Origin of the sequence: Gordonia hydrophobica NBRC 16057, from assembly GCF_001592365.1 — a bacterium.
Classification (GTDB): Bacteria; Actinomycetota; Actinomycetes; order Mycobacteriales; family Mycobacteriaceae; genus Gordonia; species Gordonia hydrophobica.
Genome location: NZ_BCWU01000002.1, coordinates 353,748 through 378,152, shown reverse-complemented (window position 1 = coordinate 378,152; position 24,405 = coordinate 353,748). Strand labels below are relative to the sequence as shown.

Genomic DNA, 24,405 nt, shown 5'->3' with positions numbered 1-24,405 from the left:
GGTCAGCTGCCGGGCGACGCGACCGGGAGCAGCTCGGCGCGTTTCGGGAGGCGCCCGTCGCCCAACGACCGCCCGCGCATCTTGCGAATGATCCACGGGGAGAACGACTCCATGAGCCAGCGGGCGTCATCGGCGATGCGGACGATCCGATTGGGCTCCGATCGCGGCGGCAGTGGACTGCCCCAGTCCTGCGCGCCCTCGGGGAGGCCGAGCGCGAACGCTGCGCCCGCGGCAAAACGCTCGTGGCCTGCGGAGGAGGCGTGCAGGCGATCGCGCGACCACGACCGGCGGTCGCGCAGGACGGGCGCGGCATAGAGGTCGACGAGGACGAACCCGTAGTCGCGAGCGAAGTCGCGCATCATGCCGTTCATGTCCAGCAGTCGATCCTGGAAGACGCGCCCGAACGGATTGATCTCGGAGATGTCGGGGAACGTCGACACGATGACCTCGGCGCCGGTCTCGGCGAGCCGGCGGTAGATGACGTCGAGGTCGGCGTGCACGTCGTCGAGATCGATGCGGCCGATCACGTCGTTCATGCCGAGCGGTGCCGCGATGAGGTCGGGGCGCAATGCGACGGCGGGCTCCAGCTGCTGGGTGAGCACGTCGCGGGTGTTCTTGCCGCGTACCGCCAGGTTGGCGTAGCGGAAGTCGGGTTGGTTCGCGGCCAGGTGTTCGGCGAGGCGGTCGGCCCAGCCACGGTATCCGCGCTCGGCGTCGCCGTCGCCCATGCCTTCGGTCTGCGAGTCGCCGATCGCGACGAACCGTGAATAACGCATGGATCCGATGATAGATCGCGGGGCGCTGCCGCCCACCGAAGTTTACAAATCAAGAGAAATGTATAGACAAGCGACTTAACAACGTCTAATGTCAAGTTCACCAAAGCTCGCCGGACTACGGAGGACTGACATGGCGAACCCAGCAATCGACAACGAGACAGTTGTCGTCGACGTCGAATGGCGGGACAAGAAGCGCCACCTGTGGCTGCTCGGCCTGGTGCCGCCCACCGCGGTCTTCCTCGCGACCGGCTTCGTCGCACTGTTCAACGCGATGTCGGACAGCCTCGGCTGGGGCTGGCTCTCCACCGTCTCGCCCGCCTGGTGGTGGATCGGTCCGATCCTGATCTACGTGCTGCTGCCGATCCTCGACATCTTCTTCGGTCCCGACGGGCAGAACCCGCCCGAGGAGGTGATGGAGCAGCTCGAGAACGACAAGTACTACCGCTACTGCACGTACGTGTACATCCCGTTCCAGATGGTCAGCATCGTCTTCGCCTGCTACCTCTGGACCGCGAGTGACCTGCACTGGCTCGGCATCGACGGCGGCCTCGGCCTGGCGTCGAAGATCGGCCTGGCCTTCTCGATCGGCGCGATGGGCGGCATCGGCATCAACACCGCGCACGAGCTCGGGCACAAGAAGGTCAGCTTGGAGCGCTGGCTCTCGAAGATCACCCTGGCGCAGACCTTCTACGGCCACTTCTACATCGAGCACAACCGCGGCCACCACGTCCGCGTGGCGACGCCGGAGGACCCCGCGAGCTCCCGGTTCGGCGAGAACTTCTGGACCTTCTTGCCGCGCAGCGTGTTCGGCAGCCTGAAGTCCGCGTGGGAGCTCGAGGCCACACGACTGCGGCGCGCGGACAAGCCCGTCTTTCATCCGAGCAACGACGTCCTGAACGCCTGGGCCATGTCGATCGTCCTGTGGGGCGGACTGACCGCGATCTTCGGGTGGCAGATCCTGCCGTTCGTCGCCATCCAGGCCGTCTACGGATTCTCCCTGCTGGAGACCGTCAACTACTTGGAGCACTACGGACTGCTGCGGCAGAAGAACGAGCGCGGCCGCTACGAGCGCTGCACCCCGCAGCACTCGTGGAACAGCGACCACATCTGCACCAACATCTTCCTCTACCACCTGCAGCGGCACTCGGATCATCACGCGAACCCCACGCGTCGCTACCAGACGCTGCGGAGCTTCGACGGCGCCCCCAACCTACCCAGCGGCTACGCGAGCATGATCACCCTCGCCTACTTCCCGCCGATCTGGCGGAAGGTCATGGACCACCGTGTCCTGGACCACTACGACGGCGACGTCACCCGCGCCAACATTCAGCCCGGCAAGCGGGACAAGGTCCTCGCCAGGTACGCGAAGGCATGAGCATGAGCGCCTACCGCTGCGAGATCTGCGACTACACCTACGACGAAGCCGCGGGCGCACCCCGTGAGGGATTCCCGGCGGGGACCCCGTGGAGCGACGTCCCCGACGACTGGACCTGCCCCGACTGCGGGGTCCGCGAAAAGATCGATTTCGACAAGATCGGAGCATGACATGAATTTCAAACTCTTCCGCTGCGAGCAGTGCGGGTTCGAGTACGACGAGGCCGAGGGCTGGCCCGAAGACGGCATCGAGCCCGGCACCCGCTGGGACGACATCCCGGATGACTGGAGCTGCCCGGACTGCGGCGCCGCGAAGGCCGACTTCACGATGGTCGAGGTCGCTCGGTCATGACGGCGCCGACCGGACCCGGGATCGTCATCGTCGGTGCAGGAACCGCAGGCGTCACCGCGGCCACCACGCTGCGGGCCGACGGGTACGACGGGCCCGTGACGGTGATCGGCGCGGAGTCCGGTCTGCCGTACCGCCGCACGGCACTCTCCAAAGACCTGCTCGCCGCCGACCTCTCGGAAGGTCGGATCGCGCTGCAGAAACCGGAGTTCTGGGCCCAGAAGACGATCGACGTCCGCGCGGGCGTCCGGGTCACCGGGATCGACGTCGACGCGCGCACGGTGAGCCTGGACGACGGCGCGTCGGTCCGCTACCGGGCGCTCATCGTGGCGACGGGCGGCCGGCCGATCCGGCCCGGCTGGCTGGACCCGGCCGTGCCGACCCTCCGGACCCGCGCCGACGCGGCCGCCATTCGCGACGATCTGTCTCGGTCCCAGCGGCTCGTGGTGATCGGCGGCGGGCTGATCGGTCTGGAACTCGCCGCGTCCGTCGCGGCGCACGGCATGACCGCGACGGTGGTCGAGGCGGCCGATCGCGTCGTCGGCCGGGTGGTTCCGCATCAGGTGTCCGACTACCTCGCCGGACTCCACGTCGGGAACGGCGTCTGGCTGCGGACCGCGTCGGTCGCCGACTCCGCCACCGCACGTCGGGTGCAGCTGACCGACGGGACGCAGCTGGTCGGGACGGTCGTCGCGGCGATCGGCGCGCGCCCGGACGTCGCCCTCGCCGAGGGGGCGGGCCTGGCGGTCGGCCCCCACGGAATCGTGGTCGACAGCACGCTGGCCACCAGTGCTCCCGGCGTCTACGCCGCGGGCGACGCCGCAGCGTTGCCCGATCTGCGGACGGGGGAGCCCGCGCGCGGGGAGCACTGGTTCGGTGCGACCGACCAGGGGCGAGCCGCCGCGAAATCGGTTCTGGCGGACCTCGCGGGCACACCGGCGCCGTCGTTCACCGAGGTCCCGCGGGCGTGGACCATCCAGTACGGCGTCAACGTTCAGATGGTGGGGTGGCCCACGGGGACCGACGACGTCCGGATCGAGGGATCTCTCGGCGACGGCGACGCACTGGTGACGACCTACGACGGCGACGATCTGATCGGCGCGGTGGCTGTCGGCCGTGCCGCCGCGGCACGCGCCTGCCGCTCGGAGATCGCGGCGGCGTTAGGCTCGAGGGTGTGAGTTCTCCGCCGGCCGCCCCGACGACCAGCTTCGCCGAAGCCAGTAAGCACCTTCTGCGAAGCACCCTGCTCGACGGTCTGCGGACGCTGTTGAGGGAGAAGGACTGGGCGCGGGTCACGATGGCCGACGTGGCCCGGCAGGCCGGGGTCAGCCGCCAGACCGTGTACAACGAATTCTCCTCGCGCGCCGGTCTGTCGCAGGCCTACGCGCTCCGACTGGCGGAGGAGTTCACTGGCGACATCGTCCGCGCGGTCGACGAGAACGTCGACGACGTCGAGGGCGCCCTGCGGACCGGCTTCGCACGCTTCTTCGCGAATGCGGCGGACGACCCGCTGATCCAGTCGCTGCTGTCCGGGGAGGCGAAGCCGGACCTGCTCAAACTCATCACGACCGACGCCGCGCCGATCATCACGGCGGCGAGCGCCCGGCTCGAAGTGATGCTCGTCGAGTCCTGGATCGGACTCGACGGGCCGATGGCGGGCCGGGTGGCGCGGATGATCGCGCGGACGGCGCTCAGCTACGTGGCGATGCCTCCCGATGTGAACGCCGACTCCGACGTCGCCGACGACCTGGCCGTCGTGCTCGCGCCGAGCATCGTCGTCGCCCGCGGTTGAGCCGCGCCGTCAGCGCTGCAGGAATGCGCCGACGGTCGCCTCGAAGGCGTCCTTCGCCTCGATCATCACCCAGTGGCCGCACCGGGGGAAGATGTGTAGTTCCGCGTTCGGGATCAGGCGCATCGGCGCCAGCGACATGTCGGGCGGGCTGACGCGGTCGTCGCGACCCCAGGTCAGCAGGGTCGGGCACGTCACCTTATGCATCATCGCCCAGTAGGGCGGGGTGTCGGAGGTCGCCATGAACTGCTGCATCATCGCGAAGGCCTTGGAGCCGTACATCATGGCGGCCGTCTGCTGCGCGGCCGGATCGTTGGCGGCGGCCCACCGTTCTTCGATCAACTCGTCGGTGACGACGCTCGGGTCGTAGACCATCGAGTTCAGCCAGCGCAGCAGCTTGTCGCGGTCGGGCGCGTCGGTGAACTCCTGCAGCAGGCGAATGCCCTCGGACGGGCTGGAACTGAAGAGGTTGGGGCCCACGCCGCCGATGGTCACGAGCTTCTCGACGCGCTCGGGGTGCTTGATGGCCAGGTTGATGCCGACGACGCCGCCCATCGAGTTCCCGACCATGGCCGCGGACGGCATGCTCAGCGCGTCCATGAAGCGGATCACCGAGGCGCCTGCGGTGAGGACCGGGTGGCCCTCGACCGGGTCGGAGACGCCGAATCCGGGGAACTCGACGATGTAGGTGTGGTGGGTGCGCGCGAAGAACTCCAGGTTCCCGCGGTAATTGCGCCAGCCGTTGACGCCCGGCCCGCTGCCGTGCAGCAGGAGCAGGACGTCGTCGTGCTGCTCACCCGCCTCGTGGTAGCGGATGACTCCCTGGTCGGTGCTGATCTCGCGCTTGGTTGCCTCGTAGCTCACGTCCATGCCACCCACAATAGAACGTGTTCTAGTTTCTGGACAGTCGTACTCTGGACGCCATGAACATCGATGTCTCCGTCCCCCTCGTCGCCGCCGGTCTGATCGGCGGCTTCGCGGCCGCCCGCTACACCGGAAAACGGCCGCTCGGCGGAGTTGTCCTCGGCGCCGCGGGAGTGGCCGCCGGTCGCCGTTGGCTCGGCCGCGGTCCGGCGGTTACGGCCGCTTTGTCGGCAACGTACCTCGGCGCGTTCGGAATCTCACATCCGCTCGCACGCAAGCTCGGTGCGTGGCCGTCGGTGCTGGTCGTGACCGGTGCGGCCGTCGGGGCGACGGCGGCGACGCTCGCGATCGTCGACGCCCGATAGGGGCGATGCCGCCGGTCCGGGTGGACAATTGTGGTGTGGCGACCGGTGTCGCCGAGAGCAAGGGGAGAGAAGTGAATCGATCGAAGGTCGTCGCGTCGGTGGCGTGTCTGTTCGCCGTGGCAGTGATGCTCGCAGCGTGCGGCAGCGATCCGGTTCCTCCCGCAGCGTTGGCGACGATCGCCGTCCCGGTTGCGAACGGCACGCCGATCAATCCGACGACGCCCATCGTCGTCGACGCGACCGGCGGCACCCTGACGACCGTGACCGTCACGAACGCGGACGGCAAGCAGGTGACGAGCCAGGCCGCTGCGGGCGGCAAGCAGTGGACCACCACCGAGGACCTGGGCTACGGCCACACCTACACGGTCAAGGCGACTGCGGTGAACGCCGACAAGGTGCCGACGGTCAAGACGTTCACGGTCGACACGATCGCGCCGTCGTCGACCGCCTACGCGAACGTGGTTCCGGCGCCGGAACTGGTCGCCGACGTCGGGATCGGCATCGGACAGCCGATGGTGGTCCAGTTCACCGCGCCGGTGACGAACAAGGCCGAGGTCCTCAAACATCTCGTGGTCAAGACCACCCCGTCGCAGCCGGGCGCCTGGTACTGGATGGACGACCAGCATGTGCACTACCGCGGCCCGAATTACTGGAAGCCGGGGACCAAGATCCATCTGGAGGCCGACGTCTACGGCGTCGATCTCGGCGACGGCGTCTACGGCGCCGAGGACACGAAGGTGGACTACACCGTCCACGACTCGTGGGTCGCGAAGGCCGACGGCGCCACCGAACTGCTCACCGTGTTCCACAACGGGCAGCAGGTGAAGCAGATGCCGATGAGCCTCGGCGAGCCGGACCACCCGTCGCACACCGGACCGCACGTGATCTCGGAGAAGGCGGCGGTGACCATCATGGACTCCTGCACGTACGGCGTGTGCCAGGGCGATCCCGGCTACTACCGCGAGACGGTCTACAACGATCTCCGGATCTCCAACGACGGCGAGTTCGTCCACTCCGCGCCCTGGTCGGTGGGCCAGCAGGGAGCGGCCAACGTCTCGCACGGCTGCGTCAATCTGAGTCCGGCCGACTCGAAGTGGATGTTCGACACCTTCGGGATCGGCGACGTCGTCGAGATCACCAACTCCGGCGGTCCGCCGCTCCCGGTCTGGGACATCTACGGCGACTGGGAACTGTCGTGGGCGCAGTGGCAGGCCGGCGGCGCCCAGTAGAGTCCGCGCAGTAGAGGCCGCGCCGCTGACGTGAGCGGCCGGCCCGCAACGGGAGGGTCGTGCGAGCGTCAGCGCTTCAGTGACGCTCGGTCCTCCTCGCCGAAGGTGTCCTCCAGCGTGGCGGGCGAGTAGTCGAGGTCGATGTCTTCGACGTGCCGACCGCGCGCGGACTCGATCGCGCCCAGCCTCCGCTGAGCGCGATCGGCGGCGTACTCGGCGAACACCGAGTTGTCGATGCCGAATGGCGACTCCGGAAACTTGTCCTGCACCCACGTGATCATGCCGAGTGCCAGCGGCAGCAGTTCGCCCATCCGCTCGGTGACCGCGTCCCAGAGCGCGTCGTCGGACGCGATGTGCCTGCGGCAGGTGAACGTTCCCCACGCCATGTGCCGTCGCTCGTCGTCGGCGATGTGGCCGATCAGCTTCTGCATGCCCGGCAGGATCCCGTGCTCCACGCAGACGCGATTCCAAGCGTAGTAGCCGGTGAGGGCGAGGCTGCCCTCGATCACGTGGTTGTAGGTGACGCTGGCGCGGATCTGGTTCCGCGGCGACGGGTCGGTCTGCAGGACGTGCAACGACTGCGGCAACTGCTCGTAGAACAGTTCGCGGTAGTAGGGGTTCTCCGCCACGTACGGGTGCAGGTCCTCGGTGAGGCCGACGGCGTCCATCCAGAGACGGAACGTCTGCGCGTGCTTGGCCTCCTCGTAGCAGAACTGCGACAGGTACATCTCGTCGCCGAACCGGTTCTCCGACGCCATCGCCGCCATGAACGGCTGGATGTCCTGGGTGACGGCCTCCTCGCCCGCGACGAACTGCGCGACCAGATAGGTGGCGTTGCGGCGCTGGTCGTCGGTGAGGCCCGCCCAGTCGACGGCGTCCTGCGTGAAGTCGATGTCCGCCGGATTCCACACCTTCGCATTGCCCTTCGCGAACAGCCGCAGCGGGAACGAGTCCCAGTTCATCCCTCCTTCCCGCAGCGAGGTGAAGCCTTGCCTGGCAGTCGGATTCGAGGAGGATGCGGTCACTGTGAGTCACTTCCGAAGGTCGATGTCGCCGGTGCTGGTGACGCTAGTCCGGAACAGGTTCGGCGGTGGCGGATTCGGCCGGAGAGGTGTGGGTACCTGATCTGTCGGCGGACCCGGCCCGCGGCGATCTCGATGCGCAGGCTCGCTTCGCTCCCCTGCTTACTCGATCAGCGTGGGGAGGACGGCGCCGCCCCTCACGTTGGTCGAGTGAGCGACCGAGGCCGCCGCCCCTCACGTTGGTCGAGTAAGCGACGAAGGAGCGCATCGAGGCCGCCGCCGTCCCTTACGTTGGTTGAGTGAGCGAGGGAGGAGCGCATCGAGGCCGCCGCCGTCCCTTACGTTGGTTGAGTGAGCGAGGGAGGAGCGCATCGAGGCCGCCGCCGTCCCTTACGTTGGTTGAGTGAGCGAGGGAGGAGCGCATCGAGGCCGCCGCCGTCCCTTACGTTGGTTGAGTGAGCGACGGAGGAGCGCATCGAGACCGCCGAACCGTCACCAGATCCGGACGCGTTCCTCCGGGGGCAGGTACAGGTCGTCGCCCGCGACCACGTCGAAGGCGTCGTAGAACGCGTCGACGTTGCGGACCACACCGTTGCAGCGGAACTCGGGCGGCGAGTGCGGATCGATCGACAGACGACGGATGGCCTCCTCGTCGCGCGTCTTGGTCCGCCAGATCTGCGCCCAGTTGAAGAAGACGCGCTGGATGCCGGTGAGGTCGTCGATGATCGGTGCGTCGGTGCCGGACTTCTCGAGTGCGACGCCGTACGCGACCAGCGCGATCGACAGTCCGCCGAGGTCGCCGATGTTCTCGCCGAGGGTGAACTCGCCGTTCACCGTGTACTTCTCGTCGAGCCCGGTGGGGGTGAACGCCGAGTACTGCGCGGCGAGCGCCGAGGTCCGCTTGCCGAACTCGGTGCGGTCGTCGTCGGTCCACCAGTCCACGAGGTTGCCGTCGCCGTCGTACTTGGCGCCCTGGTCGTCGAAGCCGTGGCCGATCTCGTGGCCGATCACCGCGCCGATCCCGCCGTAGTTGGCGGCGTCGTCGGCGTCGGGGTCGAAGAACGGTGGCTGCAGGATGGCGGCCGGGAAGACGATCTCGTTCATCCCCGGGTTGTAGTAGGCGTTGACCGTCTGCGGCGTCATGAACCACTCGTCGCGGTCGACCGGCTTGCCGATCTTCGCCAGGTCGCGGGCGGTCTCGAATGCGGCGGCGCGGCGCGAGTTGCCAATCAGGTCGGTGCGGTCCACCTCGAGCGTCGTGTAGTCGATCCACGTGGCGGGGTAGCCGATCTTCGGCGTGAACTTGGCGAGCTTGGTCAGCGCCTTCTCGCGCGTCTGCGGCGTCATCCACGGCAGGTCGACGATGTTGCGGCGGTACGCCTCCACCAGATTCGCGATGAGCTCGTCCATCCGGGCCTTGGCCTCGGGCGGGAAGTGGCGCTGGACGTAGACCTCGCCGACGGCGAACCCGGCGGCCTGCTCGACGAAGCCGACGCCGCGCTTCCACCGGTCGCGGATCACCTCCGCGCCGGTCAGGGTCTTGCCGTAGAACGCGAAGTTCTCGTCGACGAACGCGCTCGGCAGATAGGCGGCGACGGTCCGCAGCAACCGCCAGGTGAGCCAGCTCTTCCACGCCGACAGCGGCTGCGACGCCAGCAGCGCGGCCGCACCCTCGACGAACGACGGCTGCCCGATGTTGACCTCGGCGAAGGCGTCGCCCGCGCCGATGCCGCCCAGCCAGGAGGCGACGTCGTACCCGGCGGCGAGCTCGGTGAACTCGGTGAGCGTGCGCAGGTTGTAGGTGGCCTCGGCGTCGCGCCGACGGACCACGTCCCAGTGGTGCGCGGCGATCGCCGTCTCGAGCGCGAAGATCGCGTCGGCCTGCGCGTCGGCGTCCGTGGCGCCGGTGAGCGCGAGCATGGCGGCGATGTGCGCGCGGTACGCGTCGCGAACGGCCGCGTGGTTGCCCTCGCGGTAGTACGACTCGTCGGGCAGTCCGAGTCCGCTCTGGCCCAGGTGGACCAGGTAGCGGTCGGACTGGCGGGAGTCGGTGTCGACGTAGACCCCGAACAGTCCGCCGACGCCGTCGCGCTGCATCCGGCCGAGGAGAGCGACGAACTCGGCGGTGTCGGCGACGTCCGCGATCTGCTGCAACTCGGCGGCGATCGGCGTGATGCCCAGCGACTCGATGCGGTCGACGTCCATGAACGACGCGTACAGATCGCCGATCTTGGCGGCCGCGGAGCCCGCCTCGCTGGGAGCGTCGGCGCACTCTTCGACGATGGCGTGGACGTCGGCTTCGGCGTTGTCGCGCAAGACGTGGAAGGCGCCGTCGATGCTGCGGTCGTCGGGTATCTGGTGGCTGCTCAGCCACTTCCCGTTGACGTGGGTGAAGAGATCGTCGGCGGCGCGGACGGAGGGGTCGACCCAGTCGAGGTCCAGTCCGGATGTCTGCTCGATAGTCACGCACTCCATAGTGTCATCGAACCGCTCCGAGGGTATGCGCTCACTCGCCGAGCCGAGAATCCATCGACCAGATCAGGACCTCGGCGTCGGTGACGGCGCGGACCGTGGTGCCGCCGAAGTCGTCGGCGCGAACGGCGTCCGAGGTGGACAGTCGGTCGCCGTCCACCTCGACGTCGCCGTGGGTCACGAACAGATGGGTGAAGCGGCCGCCGGGCACCGTGACGTGTTGTCCCGCGTTCAGTCGTGCCGCCGACAGGGTGGCGGCGCGATTGGCGATGCGGATCGCCGAATCGTGGTCGGGCGATCCGGAGGCGACGGTGACGAGCCTGCCCGGCTGCAGTTCGGCGGCGATGTCGAGTTGCTCGTAGCCGGGATCGATCCCGTGCTCGTCGGGCATCACCCACATCTGGACGAAGTGCACGGGCTGCGCCGGCGACTCGGCGTCGTCGTTGCGTTCGGAGTGCGAGATGCCGCGCCCGGCGCTCATCCGCTGCGCGAGACCCGGGTAGACGATTCCGGAATGGCCTTCGGAGTCCTGATGCACCAGCGACCCGGACAGCACCCAGGTGACGATCTCGGTCTCGGCGTGCGGGTGGGTGTCGAAGCCCTGTCCGGGCGCGACGACGTCCTCGTTCTGGACCAGGAGCACCCCGTGATGGGTGTTCGCCGGGTCGTAGTGATCACCGAACGAGAACGAGTGCGCCGAATCGAGCCACTCGGTCGTTGTCCGTGCACGCTCGCCCGCGCGGATGATGTACTTACTCATAGGCGTCATTGTCCTCGGGTCGGCGTGGTCGGCGGCGGCTACGGCGGTGTTGTGGGATTGTGACCACATAGTTTCCGGAAAGGAAGCAGGGGGAAGCGAAACGGGTGGGATTAGAGTGATAATTGGGACTATGAGTTTGCGGGGTGCACGCGGAGCGACCGCGATCGTTGCCATGCTCGCGATGGTTCTCGCGATGACGTCGTGCTCGTCCGATGACGAGACCGACGCCTCGCGCGCGGTGCAGTCGTTCGCCGAGGCGATGAGTCGGCAGGACACCCAGGGCGCCGCCGACATGACGACGTCGCCCAGTCAGGCGGCGCAGTCGTTGGGCGTCACCTTCGCGGGAATGCACGCCAAGGAGCTGTCCGTCGACACCGGACGTCTGGTCGAATACAGCGACGGCAGCGCCTCGTTCAGTCTCACCACCACCTGGACCTGGTCCGATAAGCACACGTTCGAGACCAAGACGTCCGGCTCGGCCCGCAGGCTGTCGTCCGGATGGAAGGTCCAGTGGGATCCGGGTCTGCTCTACACCGGGCTGACCGCCGACGGGCGCCTGCAGGAGGTCCGGACCGACGCCAAGCCCGCCCCGACCGTCCGGACCGACAGCGGCAAACCGTTCATGCAGATGGAGCCGGTCAACGAGCTCACCGTGAACCCCGCGACCACCAAGGACCTCGCCAAGACGGTCCGTGCACTCGCCTCCAGCGTGCAGCAGGTGGCGCCGAAGGTCACCGTCAAGTCGATCAACCAGCAGCTCGATTCCGCGCAGGGGCAGGAAGTCGTCGCGGTGACGCTGCGAGACTCCGACATGGCGATGCTCGACAGCGACCCGTCGCGCATCGCGGGCGTCAACGTGCACAAGTCGGGCATGCTGGTGATGAGCGACCGTCGCCTCTCGACCCCGCTGAGTTCGGGCATCACCAACTACTGGAACGCGATCCGCGACGCGACCGCCGGTTGGCAGGTGCAGCTGGTGACTCCGGGCTCGGCGCCCCAGAAACTCGCAGGTCATCAGGGTGGCGCCGCGCCGGATGTGAACACCACGATCAGCCCGGCGCAGCAGCTCGCGCTCGGCGCCGCCGTCGTCGAAGTGGCGCAGCCGGCCACCATGATGGCGCTCGACGCGAAGACCGGCGGCATCCTGGCGATGGCGCAGAACGACGCCGCTGCGAAGAAGAACATCGATGCGGGCACCGCGTACCCGGTGGGCGCCACGCTGGATCCGGTGTTCGACGCGCTGGAGGGTGCAGGCAAAGCCAAGGACAAGTCGACCGTCGACTCGGCCCTCAACTCGCTCGGCCTCGGCCTGGAGTACACGATTCCGGGATTGAGCATGCCGCAGGGCGCCAAACCGCGAATCACCGCGGCCGCCTACCGCCCCAAGGACTTCATGGCGTCGATCACGAGCATGGCGGCGCTCGGCGTGGCGCTCGAACGCGCCGCCGACGGGCAGGACTCCGCGGTCGCGCCCTTCGTGATCAAGGGTGCCGAGAGCAAGGTGGCCGGGGGCGAGCTCGGGAAGCTCGACGACGCCGTCGTGCGGCAGATCCGGGAGAAGATGGCGGCGACGGCCAAGAACGGCGACGCCAGCGACATCACCGGTGCGCCCGGACTCCGGGCGCTCGTGGGAACCAACGGGCCGCAGGGACCCGGCTGGTTCGTCGGCTCGCAGGGCGGCAAGGTCTTCGTCGTCTACTGCGAGGGCGATCGTTCGGGAACGGCCGCGCTGCAGGTGCTGCAGAAGTACTTCCGCGTCAGGTAGCAGCGTGCCCGGGCGCTGCCCGCTTGGCGATCACCAGGGCGACCGCGCGCCAGCCGAGCAGCAGGACGGCCGTCGCGATGGATGCCACGATGCAGAAGGCCAGGGCGGTGCCCTGCGCGGAGGCCACCCGCAGCAGCATGCCGATCACGACCGTCGAGATCCAGACGACGACGCCCGACGGCACCAGCGCGGAGGGCGCGAAGCTGCGCCCGCGCGTGACGGCGGCGGCGATCGCCCAGCCTGCGGCGAGACCCACGAGGAACGGCCACAGGCTGGTGAGGAAGCCGGTCACCGAACCGGACTCGTCATGGCTGCGTCGACCGATCGCGATGAACACGACCACGGCGACGACGTCGAGGACTGCGGGCACGGCGAAACGCCGGGCAGGGGACGGAGCGGTCATGACTTCACTCTAGTGACGGCCGACCGTCCGACGAGTTCTGGTTCCGGGGCTGCGGGCGCTTCGGGCGGCCAGGCGCGGGTTGGCCCGTCTCCGGATCGAGCGCAGGGTTCTTCTGGGTGGTGTCGTCGGCGATCTCGTCGTCGAGGCTGCGGCCGGACTTGAACCTGCCGCGGTACCGGATGGCGATGATGATCCAGCCGACGAGGGAGACGAGCACGTAGCTCACGATCCGGTAGACCAGGACCGCGGTGACGGCGTCCGCGCCGGTCATGCCCGCCTGCACCAGGGCTGCGAACATCACGCTGTCGACGACGCCGATGCCTGCGGGCAGCAGCGGAATCGCGGTGCCGACGGCCTTGCCTGCGGCATAGGCCACCATCAGCCCGGGAATCGAGGGATGGGCGTCGACCGCGTAGCACGCGGCAGCCAGACAGCCGACGTCGGCGACCCAGTTGAACAGGCTCCAGCCGAACGCCTCGGTGGCGTTGCGCCGGTCGAGTTTCACCGCCTGCAGCTGTGTGATGATCTGGTGCAGTTTGTCGGTGCCGTACTCGGCGGGCTTGTCGCGCAAACCGTTGAACCACGAGAGCAGCCGCGCCGCGATGATCTCCAGCGCCTGCGGGTGGCTCGCCATGTACTGGACCACGGCGACGAAGACGACGAACATCGAAACGGTGAAGATGACCGAGAACGGGCTGGTCTTGGCACCGGCGAGGAGTGCGCCGCCCAGGCCCAGCAGGGCCAGACCCGCGCCGGCCAGCAGTCCGGACATCACCAACTGCCAGGAGGCGACGACCGGCGTGGCGCCCCATCGACGGCTCTCGCGGTAGATGAACGCGGGCGCCAGCACCTGGCCGCCGGGCATGGTCTGGGAGACCGAGTTCGACGCCAGGATCACTGCGAGCGACTCCCGCTGGCGGACGCGGACGCCCGCCGACCGCATCAGCACCCGCTGCACGTGACCGTAGCTGTCCATCGACAGCATCGCGGCCACGATCGACACGAACACCCACTCCCACCGCAGGTGGGCGAGTTGCTCCCACGCCTGGGAGAGTTTGGGCCAGATGAGCACGCCCTCGGTTGTCAGCACGGCGATGACGAGGACGACGAGCGACCACCGGAGCCAGCGCCGCCACGGTCGCGAGGGCTTCCCGGTGTCCGGGGTCTCCTTCGCGACGCCTCCTTCGTCGTCTGCGGGCATGCGTTCCACCCTAACGGCCCGCCAGGTCAGTGCCTATTCCTTGTCGTTCGGTTGCTGCGACCGGCTGCGACGCAGCAGATCCTGCACGCTGATCTGGCTGCCGGTCTCGCCGCGGTCGGAACGCAATTCGCGCGACGGAGCAGCGGACTCGGGCTCGGCCGCGTGGGGCTGCGGCGTGGGCGGTGTCTGGGCGGGCGGCTTCTGCGGAGTCGGCGCCTGCTGTTGTCGGCGAACCGGCTGCTGGGACACCGGCTGCTGCGCGCTCGGCTGCGCAGGCTGCCTGCGCGGCTCGGGGCCGCGCGGAGCGGTGGGCGCAGGGCGCGGGGTCGGCCGGGGCGCGGTGGTGCGCTGCGCCGGATGAGGTCCGGACTGCTCCGGAGTCGGCGGCACCCGGCGCGGCGGTGCTCCCACCGGACGTCGGCCGGTCTGCGGGCGGCCGACCTCCGACGCGGGGCGCGGCTGCGCGCGGTTCGGCGCCGGTCGCGGTGCGGCAGGCTTCGGAGCGGCGGGCTTCGGTGCGGTCACCGTGCCCGCGCCCTCGGGCTTCGGACGCTGATCGGGGCTCGTGAGCCGGACCCCGCTCAACCCCAGCTTCCATGAGCCGGTGTCGGGACCGGAGCTCTTCCGATCGGTACTCTTCGGCGGTTCGACGGTGTCGTCGACCAGCTCGTCGAGGGTGCTGTCGGCGGTCGGTGCGGGGCTCTCGCCGGCGTCGTCGGACGTGTCGTCCGCACGGGCGAGCGAGCGCCACCGTCCGGTCGGCTCCGCCCGGCCGGACACCGGGCGGGCGCTCATCGCACGCAACGCCGTGGTCGGAGCCTCGGCTGCGGCCACCACGCCGCCGGAGGTGCCGCCGGGAAGCGACTCGAAGTAGTCGGGTCGCTTTTGGCTCGGATCGTCCTCGAGGATCGTCTCACCGAGACCGATCTTCTGCTGCAGCCGCTGCATCCAGCGTGGCGACCACCAGCAGTCGTCGCCGAGCAGCTTCATGATCGACGGCACCAGGAGCATGCGGATAACGGTCGCGTCGAGGATGAGCGCGGCGATCATGCCGTACGCGATGTACTTCATCATCACGATCTCCGAGAGTCCGAAGGCTCCGGTCACGACCACCAGGATCGCGGCGGCGGCCGTGATGATCCGTCCGGTGTGGGCGGTGCCGACGCGGATGGCCTCGGTGGTCGAGGCGCCCTGGGCTCTGGCCTCCACCATGCGGGAGAGCAGGAATATCTCGTAGTCGGTCGAGAGTCCGTAGATGATGGCGATGATCAGGACCAACACCGCGGCGAACAGCGGTCCCGGGGTGAAGTTCGCGATGGACGCGCCGTGGCCGTCGATGAAGATCCACGTGAGGATGCCCAGCGTTGAGCCCAGGCCGAGCGCGGTCATCAGGGCCGCCTTGATCGGCAGGATGATGGACCCGAAGGCCAGGAACATCAGCAACGCGGTGACCAGAACCAGCACCACGGCCATGAGCGGGAGCCGGGAGATCAACGAGTCGATCGAATCCTGCGTCAACGCCGGGGTGCCTGCGACGTACATCTGCAGACCCTGGGTGTCGATGCTGCGGAGTTCCTTGATCGCCTCGGGCGCAGTGTTGCGGTCGAGGAGGCCCGCCGACATCTGCACGACGCCCCAACCGGTCTCCGGGTCGCCGTAGATGCCGTCCTGACCGCCGTCATCGGCGCTCGATGAGAACTGGCGGGTGAAGCCGGGGATCTTGTTCGCCTCGTCGGCGATCTGCTCGATCTTGCCCGCGGCGTCCTGGTCGTTCTGGTCGTAGAGGATGACGAGCTTGAGGTCTTCGGTGCGCTCGGACGGGAAGTACTTGTCGAAGTCCTCCTGCGCGATGCGGTTCTGGTGGTCCGGTGGCAGGTAAGCCTCGCTCATACCGCCGAACTGGATGTTCCCGAACGGGATGATCAGTGCCAGCAGCAAGAGGATGGTGGGTGCGGCGGTCTTGACCGGGTGTTTCATCACCCAGCCCGCCAGCTTGCCCCAGAACCCGGACTCCACTTCTTCGCGAGTCTTGGTGCGCCGGAGGAACGGGAGGCCGAGGGCGTCGATGCGGGTGCCGAGGATCGCGAGAATCGCCGGCAGTACGGTGATCGACAGGATCGCGGCGAGCGCGACCGAGGCGAGGGCGCCGTAGGACACCGACTTCAGGAACGCCTGCGGGAACATCAGCAGACAGGCGAGCGCTGCGACGATGATCGTCGCCGAGAACACGACCGTCTGACCTGCGGTCATCACGGTTCTTCGGACCGCGGCCTCGACCGTATAGCCTTCTGCCAGCTCTTCTCGGAATCTGCTGACGATGAACAGACCGTAGTCGATCGCGATGCCCAGACCGATCAGCGTCACCACGGATTGGGCGAAGACATTGAGCTCGGTGAGCTGTGCCAAAACGGTCATGATGCCCAGCGAACCGGCGATCGTGAGACCACCGATGAAGACCGGGAGGATGGCGGCCACGACGCCACCGAAGACGAAGAACAGCATGATGGCGACCACCGGCAGAGCGATCAGCTCGGCGCGGTGGATGTCGTCGTCCATTCCCTGGCTCATGCCCGCGGCGATCGGTTGCAGACCCGCGAGCTGGAAATGGGTGCCGGGGAGGTCGTACCGTTCGGCGAGATTGTCGAAGAACGGCTCGATCGTTTTGTAGTTGGCCAGGATCGTGGTGTCGTCGTCGCCCGCAACGCCGATGGAGACGAAGCCGTGTTTGCGGTCCGCCGTCCACATGCGCTCTTGCTTCATCTTCGCGGCCGTCGCGCCGGCGCCGTCGGTTGCCGCGTCGAACGGATCGATGATGCCGGCGTGGCCGTCGCTCGAGTCCCGGCTGACGATGTCCGGGTGGTCCTTGACCAGGTCGTTCACGATGTTCTCGATCTTGGCGCCGAATGCGGCGTCGTCGACCTTGGTGCCGTCGGGCGGCGTGATCAGCAGGATGACATCGGACTTGTGGTCGCGGCCGAGCGCGCTGTCGGCGACGACCGATCCGGTGACCGACTCGGAGTTCGGATCGAACCATCCGCTCTGGGACAGGTGCTGTGAGAGGCCGAGGCCGTACAGTCCCAGGCCGCCCATCAGTGCGATGAGGACGGCGATGACGGTGTAGCGCATTCGATAGACGAATGAGCCGATGGATCCGAACACGCCGGTGTCCTTCCTACTTGCGGGTATCGAAAGTGCGATTGTCGCAGGTTTGTCTGAGAAGACTTCCTCGTAAACTTAAGTTCTACAAGGCTGAGCTACTTCAGCAATGCGCTGAGCGGTCGGAACGGCGTGAGCCACGCGCCCTCGTCGGGCAGCGAGTCCAGGCTGATGCGCGGCAGCGGTTCCCGGAAGACACCGGGGATCTCCTCGAGGTCGATGAACTCGAACTCTTCGCAGGTCAGCGCCCAGCTAGCATGTTCGCGGAAGCCGATGACGGTAACCGCGACACCGGCCGCGGCCAACTCCAGCAGCGGTTCACGGAAGGCCTGCCCATCTGCCGATGCAACGATGACACCCGCCAAACCGGGAGTGTGACGCCGTACCTGAATGTGATCGAGCATGTCGGAATCGACATCGCTGTCGTCGGTGAGCTTAGGTTTGGCGAAGACCGAGTAACCGACATTGCGGAGGGCTTCGACCCAGGGCCGCACGACGTCGGCGCTGCCCGGAACGATGTTGGTGAAGACCGTGGCCTCGGGCTCCACCTCGGTGTGCAGTGCGGCGCCCAGCGCTGCGGTGCGTTTGAGGATCCAGCGGCCGAGGGCGTCGAAGCGCGGCCGATGCGCCGCCGTCGGCCGGCCGCCGAGGATGCCGCCCAGGCCCATGTCCATGTTCGGTGCATCCCACACCAGCAGCATGCGCGGCGTCGTGCTCGCGCCGGTGATCGACTCGGAGAACTCCGGTGACATCACTGATCCTCGCTGCCGGTCGTGCGCGTCGCCTTCGGGAGCGGCTTCACGTAGACGAACTCATTGACCTCGCGGCCCTCGGTCTGTGCGCGTCCCTCGAATTTGGTCGTCGGCCGCTCCAGCAGGATCGGCGAATCGAAGGTCAGCGGGACGACGTGCGGACGCGCGGGATTCTGGGTCGCCATCAGCTCGGCGATCCACAGGGCGTACTCGGCGTGGTCGGTCGCGATGTGCAGCACGCCGCCGGGCTTGAGTCGATCGGCGATCAACTCGATGGTGCCGGACTGCAGGAAGCGCCGCTTGTGGTGCCGCGACTTGGGCCACGGGTCGGGGAAGAAGACGCGGACGCCGGTAAGGGAGTCCGGTGCCACCAGTTCGGACAGGACCACCGTGGCGTCGCCGCGAATCATGCGCACATTGGTCAGGCCTGCGCGGTCGACGAGCCCGATGAGCTGGGCCAGGCCCGGCTGATACACCTCGACGGCGACGACGTCGGTCTCCGGTTCGGCTTCGGCCATGGCGGCTGTGGAGATACCGGTGCCGCTGCCGACCTCGATGATCAGCGGCGCCTCGCGGCCGAACCAGGCGACGGCGTCCAAGGCGGGTTCGTCGGTCCGGTCGGGGCCGGTCCGGAGATCGCGCCCCAACTGCGGCCACAGATTCGCCCAATTCCGCTGCTGTCCGGGGGTCAGACTGCCGCGGCGAAAGCGGAAACTGGTGACCCGCGGATAGAGCCGAGAACGGTCGGTATCGGGCGCCGATCCCTCGGCGGCGTCGGTATTCACCTCTCCATGGTGTCCTATTTTCCCTACTCGATCACAATGGACTCGCCTTTCGGGTGTGTTCGAGAACCGGATTTCCGCGTCTGGCGAACTATGTCGGAACTGAGCGGTAGGGTCGTTTCACAACAATCGCCTTGGGGGAGGTCGACGGGGTGGAACAGTCCAGACGAACAGTGCATGGTGCGGCAGGGACGGCGGTCGCGCAGTCGCGAGCTCAGCCACTGGTGCTGCAGGTCTCGGGGCTCCGGGGAGCGGGGTGCACAACACTGACGGCCGCGCTGACGGCGCGGTTCGGAGTCGTGGCGATCGACGGCGGCGGCCGCGAGGGCGATCCTGTGCCGGATCTGCATATTCGGGTCATCGGCGCGCAGGCCAGAGCGCGGGACCGGGTGGCGATCGACGGTGCGTCGATCCCGGTGATCGTGGTGGCGGGGAAGTCCGACGCCCGGACGCGGATGCTGTCGTTGGCGGACACGGCGGCCAGGGACCTGGGTCGGCCGGTGCTGCCGGTGTCGGGACTGCTCGCCGCAGCGCACCTCACCCCGGACGATGTAGTGCTGTTGCGCGGATGGGAGCAGTCGGGCGTCACCGTGCCGACGGCTGCCGCCGCGTTCAGCGATGGGGACTGCTCCCAGCGCGAGCGCGCCCGCATGATGGCGCTCCTCGGTCGGGCGGGCCTGACCGCGGTCTTCGGCCACCTTGCAACGATGCCGACGGCGACTGCCGACGACCTGACGACGATGCTGCGCACGCTGAGCGGCATCGATGCCCTGATCGCGCCGATCACCGGTGCCGCCGACCGCATCGCGCAGGGGCGGCGCGTACGACGACTGTCCGCGCTGCGGCTGCTCGCCGCGCGGGGACCGAACCGGGCGGCCGCCGAACGCCGGTTGATCGCGGAATCGGTGCGATGACGCTGGTGATCGCTGGGACCGCCGGAGCCGAACCAGAGTTGCTGGCCCGGGCGCTGCACGACTGCGGGTGGGACGGCGAGACGGTGGTCGTCGGAACCGCGGCCGCGGCGCGTCGGCACGCCGAGTCGGCGGACGTCGCCGTCATCGCGCTCGATTCGTCGATGCCCGCCGACCACGAGGAGGACGTCTTCCTCGATGCCTTCGCGGAGACGGAGACGCCGACCGCGCTCGTCGGCTGCGGCGTCGATGCGTTCAGTTGCTGGCCGAGGACACTGGCCGCTTCACGCGCGCGACTCGATCCCGACCATCGCCTGCCGGTGTTCGCGACCGCGGTCGCCCTGGTCGCCGAGCCCGACTGTGCGTCGGGAATTCCCGAACTCGCGGCGTGGTGTTCGGCCGAGCCGGACCGGAACCAGGTGCCGACCCGGGCGGTCCCGGCGGGAACTGAGGACTCGGAGTCGCAACTCGAAGCGTCCGCCGTGGTGCGCGCCGACCGGATGGCCGGACTCCGTGCGGGCATCGTCGCCGCCCGCGCCGAAGCTGCGTCGTCGACCAGGGCTGCGCTCGCCGACGTGCACGGGCGGATTCCCGAGGTGTGCGCCGCCGACGGTTTCGCCGACTGGTTGACCCATGTCCTGGACGCGGTGGAGCAGCGGTCGCGGGGGTTGTTCCTGGACCGACTGGCGCAGGTGCGGGCGGCGGCCACCGGCGGACTGGAGGGGGAGGGAGCCGGTCTGCACCCGTTGGATCTCAGCGGAGCGACTGCGGCTCCGGGCGGTCCGCCGCGACGGGCTGCGGGCCCCGAAGACGCGGTCATGTTGCTGCTCGGAGCCTCGATGGGATTCGGCGTCGGCCGGATGGTGATCGCGCCGACACTCGCCTGGGCCGGTTTGGGAATCGGCGGTACCGTGCTGAGTGTGGTCGCGGGCACGCTGATGGCGCTGTGGGTGGTGTCGGTTCGACGAGCGGCCACCGAACGGGCGCGAACCGAGCGGTGGGCCGTCGAACTGATCGGCGCCCGGCGCGCCGCGATCGAGCAGTGGATCGGTGCCCACGCGGGGGCCACTGAAGCACACGTCAGCCGAGAGATTTGGAACCGAACGCGTCCGACGCGCGTTTGACGAGAAGCGATGGATGATTTCACGTCTGAACCGACGCCGCAGAGTGAAGATGGTCTCATTGCGCCGCTCGGAGGCGCCGGTGACGATCCCGTCTGGGCGGTGACCGGTGACACATCGGGCGATGCTGGTGTCGACTCTCACGACAATCTCTGGTGGTACGGCGACGGCGCTGTCTGGGACCTCGGCCCGGCCGAGTTCGATGCCGACGGCGACGGTCGTGCCGACTCGTTGACCAGCGAACTCGATGGATCCAACGTCATTGTCACCGATTCGGACGGCGACGGGCGCGTGGACCGAATGTCGGTACTGCGGTCAGATGGGCGAGTTGCGGTCTGGGACCTGGAGGACACCGGTGAGCAATGGAATCCGTCGACGCTCGGGCGAGTTGACTGAGGTGACCCTGTCCTGCCCCCGGCTTTCGTCCGCAGAGAACGGGCGTATCCTGTGGCCAGAATGCGTTCGCACAGCCACTGCGCGCAGGCACCGTGAATTTCGATGAGGAGATCCGCATGACCGCTGCGACCATTCCGGGCATCGAGCCCGGAAGCGCCCCTACCAATCACGCCGGGCTGATCGCCTGGGTGGCCGAGGTTGCCGAACTGACGCAGCCTGACCGGGTGGTCTGGTCGGACGGCAGCGACGAGGAGTGGGACCGCCTCACTGCGGAACTCGTCGAGGCCGGCACCATCACCAAGCTGAACGACGAGAAGAAGCCCAACTCGTACCTGGCGCTCTCGGATCCCGCGGACGTCGCCCGTGTCGAGTCGCGCACCTTCATCTGCAGCGCCACCGAGGACCAGGCCGGACCCACCAACAACTGGGTCGAGCCCGCCGAGATGCGTGCGACCATGACCGAGCTGTACCGCGGCAGCATGCGCGGCCGCACCATGTACGTCATCCCGTTCTGCATGGGTCCGCTCGGCGCCGACGATCCGAAGCTCGGCATCGAGATCACCGACTCCGCGTACGTCGTCCTCTCGATGCGGATCATGACCCGCGTCGGCCCGAAGGTGCTCGAGGCGCTCGGCGACGAGGGCTTCTTCGTCCAGGGCCTGCACTCGGTCGGCGCACCGCTCGAGGGCGGCCAGGCTGACGTTGCATGGCCGTGCAACCCCGACAAGTACATCGTCCACTTCCCCGAGGACCGGGTGATCTGGTCGTACGGTTCGGGCTACGGCGGCAACGCGCTGCTCGGCAAGAAGTGCTACGCGCTGCGCATCGCGTCGGCCATGGCCCACGACGAGGGCTGGATGGCCGAGCACATGCTCATCCTCAAGCTCACCAGCCCGGAGAACAAGGTCTACTTCGTGGCCGCGGCGTTCCCGTCGGCCTGCGGTAAGACCAACCTCGCCATGATCGAGCCCACCCTCGACGGCTGGAAGGCCGAGACCGTCGGCGACGACATCGCCTGGATGCGGTTCGGCGAGGACGGCCGCCTGTACGCGGTGAACCCGGAGTTCGGCTTCTTCGGCGTCGCGCCGGGCACCAGCTACGACTCCAACCCGACCGCCATGAAGACCGTCGACGCGGGCAACACCATCTACACCAACGTCGCGCTCACCGACGACGGCGACATCTGGTGGGAGGGCATCGACGGCCCGAAGCCCGCACACCTGATCGACTGGCACGGCAACGACTGGACCCCCGAGTCCGAGGGCAAGGCCGCGCACCCGAACTCGCGCTACTGCACCCCGATGTCGCAGTGCCCGACGCTCGCCGCTGAGTGGGACGACCCGCAGGGCGTGCCGATCTCGGCGATCCTGTTCGGTGGACGCCGCAAGACCACCATCCCGTTGGTCACGCAGGCTCGCGACTGGGAGCACGCCGTCTTCATGGGCGCGACCGTCGGCTCCGAGCAGACCGCCGCCGCCGAAGGCACGGTCGGCACGGTGCGCCGCGACCCGATGGCGATGCTGCCGTTCATGGGCTACCACGTCGGTGACTACATCCAGCACTGGCTGGACATCGGCAACACCGAGGGCGCACAGCTGCCCGCCGTGTTCTACGTGAACTGGTTCCGCCGCGGCGAGGACGGCCGCTTCCTGTGGCCGGGATTCGGCGAGAACAGCCGCGTCCTGAAGTGGATGGTCGACCGCATCGAGGGCAACGTGGAGGGCGTCGAGACCCCCTTCGGCACCGTCGCCGCTCCGGACGAGCTGGACCTGACCGGTCTGGACACGCCGACCGCCGATCTGGCCGAGGCGCTCGCCGTGAGCAAGGACGAGTGGCGCGAGGAGTTGCCGACCATCGAGGAATGGTTCAACTTCATCGACGACGGCAAGGGCAAGCTGCCCGCCGAGATGGCGTCTCAGCTCGAGGAACTGCGCACGCGCCTCGCGTGATGTGACCACGACGAATGCGATCCGACCGGTAGATCCGGTCGGATCGCATTTTTCATACCAATCTCACATGACTTTCCGGGGACTCCCTGATGCACGGCGGGCCCGCGTCTGACACCGTTGATGCCATGACGCAGACAGCACCGGCAGGCAAGCACGCGATGATCGCGGCGAGCGCGGACAACGTGGTCAAGACCTACGGCAGCGGCGACACCGTCGTGCACGCTCTCGCCGGCGTGTCGATCGGCTTCCGCAGCGGTGAGTTCACCGCCATCATGGGCCCCTCGGGTTCGGGAAAATCTACTCTGATGCACTGCCTCGCGGGGTTGGACACCGTCACCGACGGGACCGTCGCGATCGGCGATGTGAATCTGAACGGTCTCGGCGACAAGGAGATGACCAAGCTGCGGCGCGACCGCATCGGGTTCGTCTTTCAGGCGTTCAACCTCGTGCCGACGCTGACAGCCGAGGAGAACATCACGCTGCCGCAGGGCATCGCGGGCCGCGACGTGGACCGCGAGTGGTTCGACACCGTCGTCGACCGGCTCGGCATCCGCCAGCGTCTGACGCACCGACCGAGCGAACTCTCCGGCGGACAGCAGCAGCGCGTCGCCTGTGCGCGTGCGCTCGTCGGCCGCCCCGACATCATCTTCGGCGACGAGCCCACCGGCAACCTCGACTCCCGTTCGTCCGGCGAGGTGCTGGACATCCTGCGTGCGGCGACGGACGAGTTCAACCAGACCGTCGTGATCGTGACCCACGATCCGCGTGCGGCGTCGTACGCCGATCGCGTGGTCTTCCTGGCCGACGGCAAGATCGTCCGCGAACTGCAGCGTCCCACGGCGGACGACGTCTTCGAGGTGATGCGCAATCTCGACGATCCGGCGCAGACCGATGCGCAGGCGCCGACGCCGACCGACACCGCTGCTCAGCAGACCGGTCTCGGCGAGGGGAACTGACACATGGCATCGA

Annotated in this window: 23 protein-coding genes; 13 read left to right on the top strand and 10 right to left on the bottom strand. The window is 68.1% G+C overall.

The annotated features are described in order from the left end of the window. Positions 1–2: 2 nt before the first annotated feature. Complete coding sequence (locus GH2_RS05280; protein ID WP_066163953.1) at positions 3–776, bottom strand: SGNH/GDSL hydrolase family protein; 774 nt, start codon at positions 774–776, stop codon at positions 3–5. A gap of 130 nt (positions 777–906) precedes the next feature. Here GH2_RS05280 and GH2_RS05275 point away from each other — a divergent pair, with 130 nt between their 5' ends. The 5 genes from GH2_RS05275 to GH2_RS05255 are packed head-to-tail and all read left to right on the top strand — an operon-like array spanning position 907 to position 4,291. Next, positions 907–2,151: an alkane 1-monooxygenase gene (locus GH2_RS05275; RefSeq protein WP_066163949.1), complete on the top strand. Its 1,245-nt coding sequence runs from the start codon at positions 907–909 to the stop codon at positions 2,149–2,151. Between the two features lie 2 nt (positions 2,152–2,153). After that, positions 2,154–2,321: a rubredoxin gene (locus tag GH2_RS05270; protein ID WP_066163947.1), complete on the top strand. Its 168-nt coding sequence runs from the start codon at positions 2,154–2,156 to the stop codon at positions 2,319–2,321. Between the two features lies 1 nt (position 2,322). Next, complete coding sequence (locus tag GH2_RS05265; RefSeq protein ID WP_062394457.1) at positions 2,323–2,502, top strand: rubredoxin; 180 nt, start codon at positions 2,323–2,325, stop codon at positions 2,500–2,502. Beyond that, positions 2,499–3,677 (top strand): NAD(P)/FAD-dependent oxidoreductase, encoded by a 1,179-nt coding sequence (locus tag GH2_RS05260; RefSeq protein ID WP_066163945.1) that lies wholly within the window; start codon positions 2,499–2,501, stop codon positions 3,675–3,677. The genes GH2_RS05265 and GH2_RS05260 overlap by 4 nt, the downstream gene beginning before the upstream one ends. Continuing rightward, entirely contained in the window at positions 3,674–4,291 is a 618-nt protein-coding gene (locus GH2_RS05255) for a TetR/AcrR family transcriptional regulator (RefSeq protein ID WP_066163942.1), read from the top strand. Before GH2_RS05260 ends, GH2_RS05255 begins: the two co-directional genes overlap by 4 nt. A 9-nt stretch (positions 4,292–4,300) precedes the next feature. Here GH2_RS05255 and GH2_RS05250 read toward each other — a convergent pair whose 3' ends face one another. Beyond that, positions 4,301–5,158 (bottom strand): alpha/beta fold hydrolase, encoded by an 858-nt coding sequence (locus tag GH2_RS05250; protein WP_066163939.1) that lies wholly within the window; start codon positions 5,156–5,158, stop codon positions 4,301–4,303. Positions 5,159–5,211: 53 nt separating this feature from the next. Here GH2_RS05250 and GH2_RS05245 point away from each other — a divergent pair, with 53 nt between their 5' ends. Both GH2_RS05245 and GH2_RS05240 read left to right on the top strand, forming a co-directional pair. Beyond that, complete coding sequence (locus GH2_RS05245; RefSeq protein WP_066163936.1) at positions 5,212–5,517, top strand: hypothetical protein; 306 nt, start codon at positions 5,212–5,214, stop codon at positions 5,515–5,517. A gap of 125 nt (positions 5,518–5,642) precedes the next feature. Further along, positions 5,643–6,746: a L,D-transpeptidase gene (locus GH2_RS05240; protein ID WP_157086021.1), complete on the top strand. Its 1,104-nt coding sequence runs from the start codon at positions 5,643–5,645 to the stop codon at positions 6,744–6,746. Between the two features lie 68 nt (positions 6,747–6,814). On the opposite strand, the gene GH2_RS05235 is transcribed toward GH2_RS05240, so the two are convergent. The 3 genes from GH2_RS05235 to GH2_RS05225 all read right to left on the bottom strand — a co-directional run bounded on the left by GH2_RS05235 (position 6,815) and on the right by GH2_RS05225 (position 11,000). Further along, positions 6,815–7,771, bottom strand: a complete 957-nt coding sequence (locus GH2_RS05235) for a R2-like ligand-binding oxidase (RefSeq protein WP_066163934.1) — start codon at positions 7,769–7,771, stop codon at positions 6,815–6,817. A 489-nt stretch (positions 7,772–8,260) separates the two neighbouring features. Further along, positions 8,261–10,243 (bottom strand): M13 family metallopeptidase, encoded by a 1,983-nt coding sequence (locus GH2_RS05230; RefSeq protein ID WP_066163931.1) that lies wholly within the window; start codon positions 10,241–10,243, stop codon positions 8,261–8,263. Positions 10,244–10,274: 31 nt separating this feature from the next. Beyond that, complete coding sequence (locus GH2_RS05225; RefSeq protein ID WP_157086011.1) at positions 10,275–11,000, bottom strand: pirin family protein; 726 nt, start codon at positions 10,998–11,000, stop codon at positions 10,275–10,277. A 130-nt stretch (positions 11,001–11,130) separates the two neighbouring features. Here GH2_RS05225 and GH2_RS05220 point away from each other — a divergent pair, with 130 nt between their 5' ends. Further along, positions 11,131–12,765, top strand: coding sequence for an NTF2-like N-terminal transpeptidase domain-containing protein (locus GH2_RS05220; protein ID WP_066163926.1), 1,635 nt, complete (start codon positions 11,131–11,133; stop codon positions 12,763–12,765). Here GH2_RS05220 and GH2_RS05215 read toward each other — a convergent pair. The 5 genes from GH2_RS05215 to trmB all read right to left on the bottom strand — a co-directional run bounded on the left by GH2_RS05215 (position 12,758) and on the right by trmB (position 19,062). Then, entirely contained in the window at positions 12,758–13,168 is a 411-nt protein-coding gene (locus GH2_RS05215) for a DUF3054 domain-containing protein (RefSeq protein WP_066163923.1), read from the bottom strand. The two genes, GH2_RS05220 and GH2_RS05215, sit on opposite strands and share 8 nt — an antisense overlap. A gap of 4 nt (positions 13,169–13,172) precedes the next feature. Further along, on the bottom strand, positions 13,173–14,369 hold the full coding sequence (locus tag GH2_RS05210) for a lysylphosphatidylglycerol synthase transmembrane domain-containing protein (RefSeq protein ID WP_084247338.1): 1,197 nt from the start codon (positions 14,367–14,369) through the stop codon (positions 13,173–13,175). A 33-nt stretch (positions 14,370–14,402) separates the two neighbouring features. Next, positions 14,403–17,528, bottom strand: coding sequence for an MMPL family transporter (locus GH2_RS05205; RefSeq protein ID WP_066163920.1), 3,126 nt, complete (start codon positions 17,526–17,528; stop codon positions 14,403–14,405). Positions 17,529–17,623: 95 nt separating this feature from the next. Next, positions 17,624–18,277, bottom strand: a complete 654-nt coding sequence (locus GH2_RS05200; protein WP_066163917.1) for an NYN domain-containing protein — start codon at positions 18,275–18,277, stop codon at positions 17,624–17,626. Beyond that, a complete protein-coding gene (gene trmB / locus GH2_RS05195) occupies positions 18,277–19,062 on the bottom strand; it encodes a tRNA (guanosine(46)-N7)-methyltransferase TrmB (protein WP_066163913.1) in 786 nt (261 codons plus the stop codon). The genes GH2_RS05200 and trmB overlap by 1 nt, the downstream gene beginning before the upstream one ends. A gap of 296 nt (positions 19,063–19,358) precedes the next feature. Between trmB and GH2_RS05190 the strand changes: the two genes are divergently transcribed. The 5 genes from GH2_RS05190 to GH2_RS05170 all read left to right on the top strand — a co-directional run bounded on the left by GH2_RS05190 (position 19,359) and on the right by GH2_RS05170 (position 24,392). Then, complete coding sequence (locus GH2_RS05190; RefSeq protein WP_244885308.1) at positions 19,359–19,973, top strand: hypothetical protein; 615 nt, start codon at positions 19,359–19,361, stop codon at positions 19,971–19,973. Continuing rightward, the gene (locus tag GH2_RS05185; protein WP_066163907.1) at positions 19,970–21,094 is read left to right on the top strand and encodes a hypothetical protein; all 1,125 of its coding nucleotides are present in this window, start codon (positions 19,970–19,972) and stop codon (positions 21,092–21,094) included. The genes GH2_RS05190 and GH2_RS05185 overlap by 4 nt, the downstream gene beginning before the upstream one ends. Before the next feature lie 99 nt (positions 21,095–21,193). Beyond that, the gene (locus GH2_RS05180; RefSeq protein WP_157086010.1) at positions 21,194–21,487 is read left to right on the top strand and encodes a DUF6802 family protein; all 294 of its coding nucleotides are present in this window, start codon (positions 21,194–21,196) and stop codon (positions 21,485–21,487) included. Positions 21,488–21,603: 116 nt separating this feature from the next. After that, a complete protein-coding gene (locus GH2_RS05175; protein WP_066163901.1) occupies positions 21,604–23,436 on the top strand; it encodes a phosphoenolpyruvate carboxykinase (GTP) in 1,833 nt (610 codons plus the stop codon). A 125-nt stretch (positions 23,437–23,561) separates the two neighbouring features. Then, positions 23,562–24,392, top strand: a complete 831-nt coding sequence (locus GH2_RS05170) for an ABC transporter ATP-binding protein (RefSeq protein WP_239588357.1) — start codon at positions 23,562–23,564, stop codon at positions 24,390–24,392. Positions 24,393–24,405 lie beyond the last annotated feature (13 nt).

Bases quoted from the DNA above. Each gene is read 5' to 3' on its own strand.
- GH2_RS05280 (WP_066163953.1), bottom strand. From the start codon at position 776: ATGCGTTATTCACGGTTCGTCGCGATCGGCGACTCGCAGACCGAAGGC.
- GH2_RS05275 (WP_066163949.1), top strand. From the start codon at position 907: ATGGCGAACCCAGCAATCGACAACGAGACAGTTGTCGTCGACGTCGAA.
- GH2_RS05270 (WP_066163947.1), top strand. From the start codon at position 2,154: ATGAGCGCCTACCGCTGCGAGATCTGCGACTACACCTACGACGAAGCC.
- GH2_RS05265 (WP_062394457.1), top strand. From the start codon at position 2,323: ATGAATTTCAAACTCTTCCGCTGCGAGCAGTGCGGGTTCGAGTACGAC.
- GH2_RS05260 (WP_066163945.1), top strand. From the start codon at position 2,499: ATGACGGCGCCGACCGGACCCGGGATCGTCATCGTCGGTGCAGGAACC.
- GH2_RS05250 (WP_066163939.1), bottom strand. From the start codon at position 5,158: ATGGACGTGAGCTACGAGGCAACCAAGCGCGAGATCAGCACCGACCAG.
- GH2_RS05245 (WP_066163936.1), top strand. From the start codon at position 5,212: ATGAACATCGATGTCTCCGTCCCCCTCGTCGCCGCCGGTCTGATCGGC.
- GH2_RS05240 (WP_157086021.1), top strand. From the start codon at position 5,643: ATGCTCGCAGCGTGCGGCAGCGATCCGGTTCCTCCCGCAGCGTTGGCG.
- GH2_RS05230 (WP_066163931.1), bottom strand. From the start codon at position 10,243: ATGGAGTGCGTGACTATCGAGCAGACATCCGGACTGGACCTCGACTGG.
- GH2_RS05225 (WP_157086011.1), bottom strand. From the start codon at position 11,000: ATGAGTAAGTACATCATCCGCGCGGGCGAGCGTGCACGGACAACGACC.
- GH2_RS05220 (WP_066163926.1), top strand. From the start codon at position 11,131: ATGAGTTTGCGGGGTGCACGCGGAGCGACCGCGATCGTTGCCATGCTC.
- GH2_RS05215 (WP_066163923.1), bottom strand. From the start codon at position 13,168: ATGACCGCTCCGTCCCCTGCCCGGCGTTTCGCCGTGCCCGCAGTCCTC.
- GH2_RS05210 (WP_084247338.1), bottom strand. From the start codon at position 14,369: ATGCCCGCAGACGACGAAGGAGGCGTCGCGAAGGAGACCCCGGACACC.
- GH2_RS05200 (WP_066163917.1), bottom strand. From the start codon at position 18,277: ATGTCACCGGAGTTCTCCGAGTCGATCACCGGCGCGAGCACGACGCCG.
- GH2_RS05185 (WP_066163907.1), top strand. From the start codon at position 19,970: ATGACGCTGGTGATCGCTGGGACCGCCGGAGCCGAACCAGAGTTGCTG.
- GH2_RS05175 (WP_066163901.1), top strand. From the start codon at position 21,604: ATGACCGCTGCGACCATTCCGGGCATCGAGCCCGGAAGCGCCCCTACC.
- GH2_RS05170 (WP_239588357.1), top strand. From the start codon at position 23,562: ATGACGCAGACAGCACCGGCAGGCAAGCACGCGATGATCGCGGCGAGC.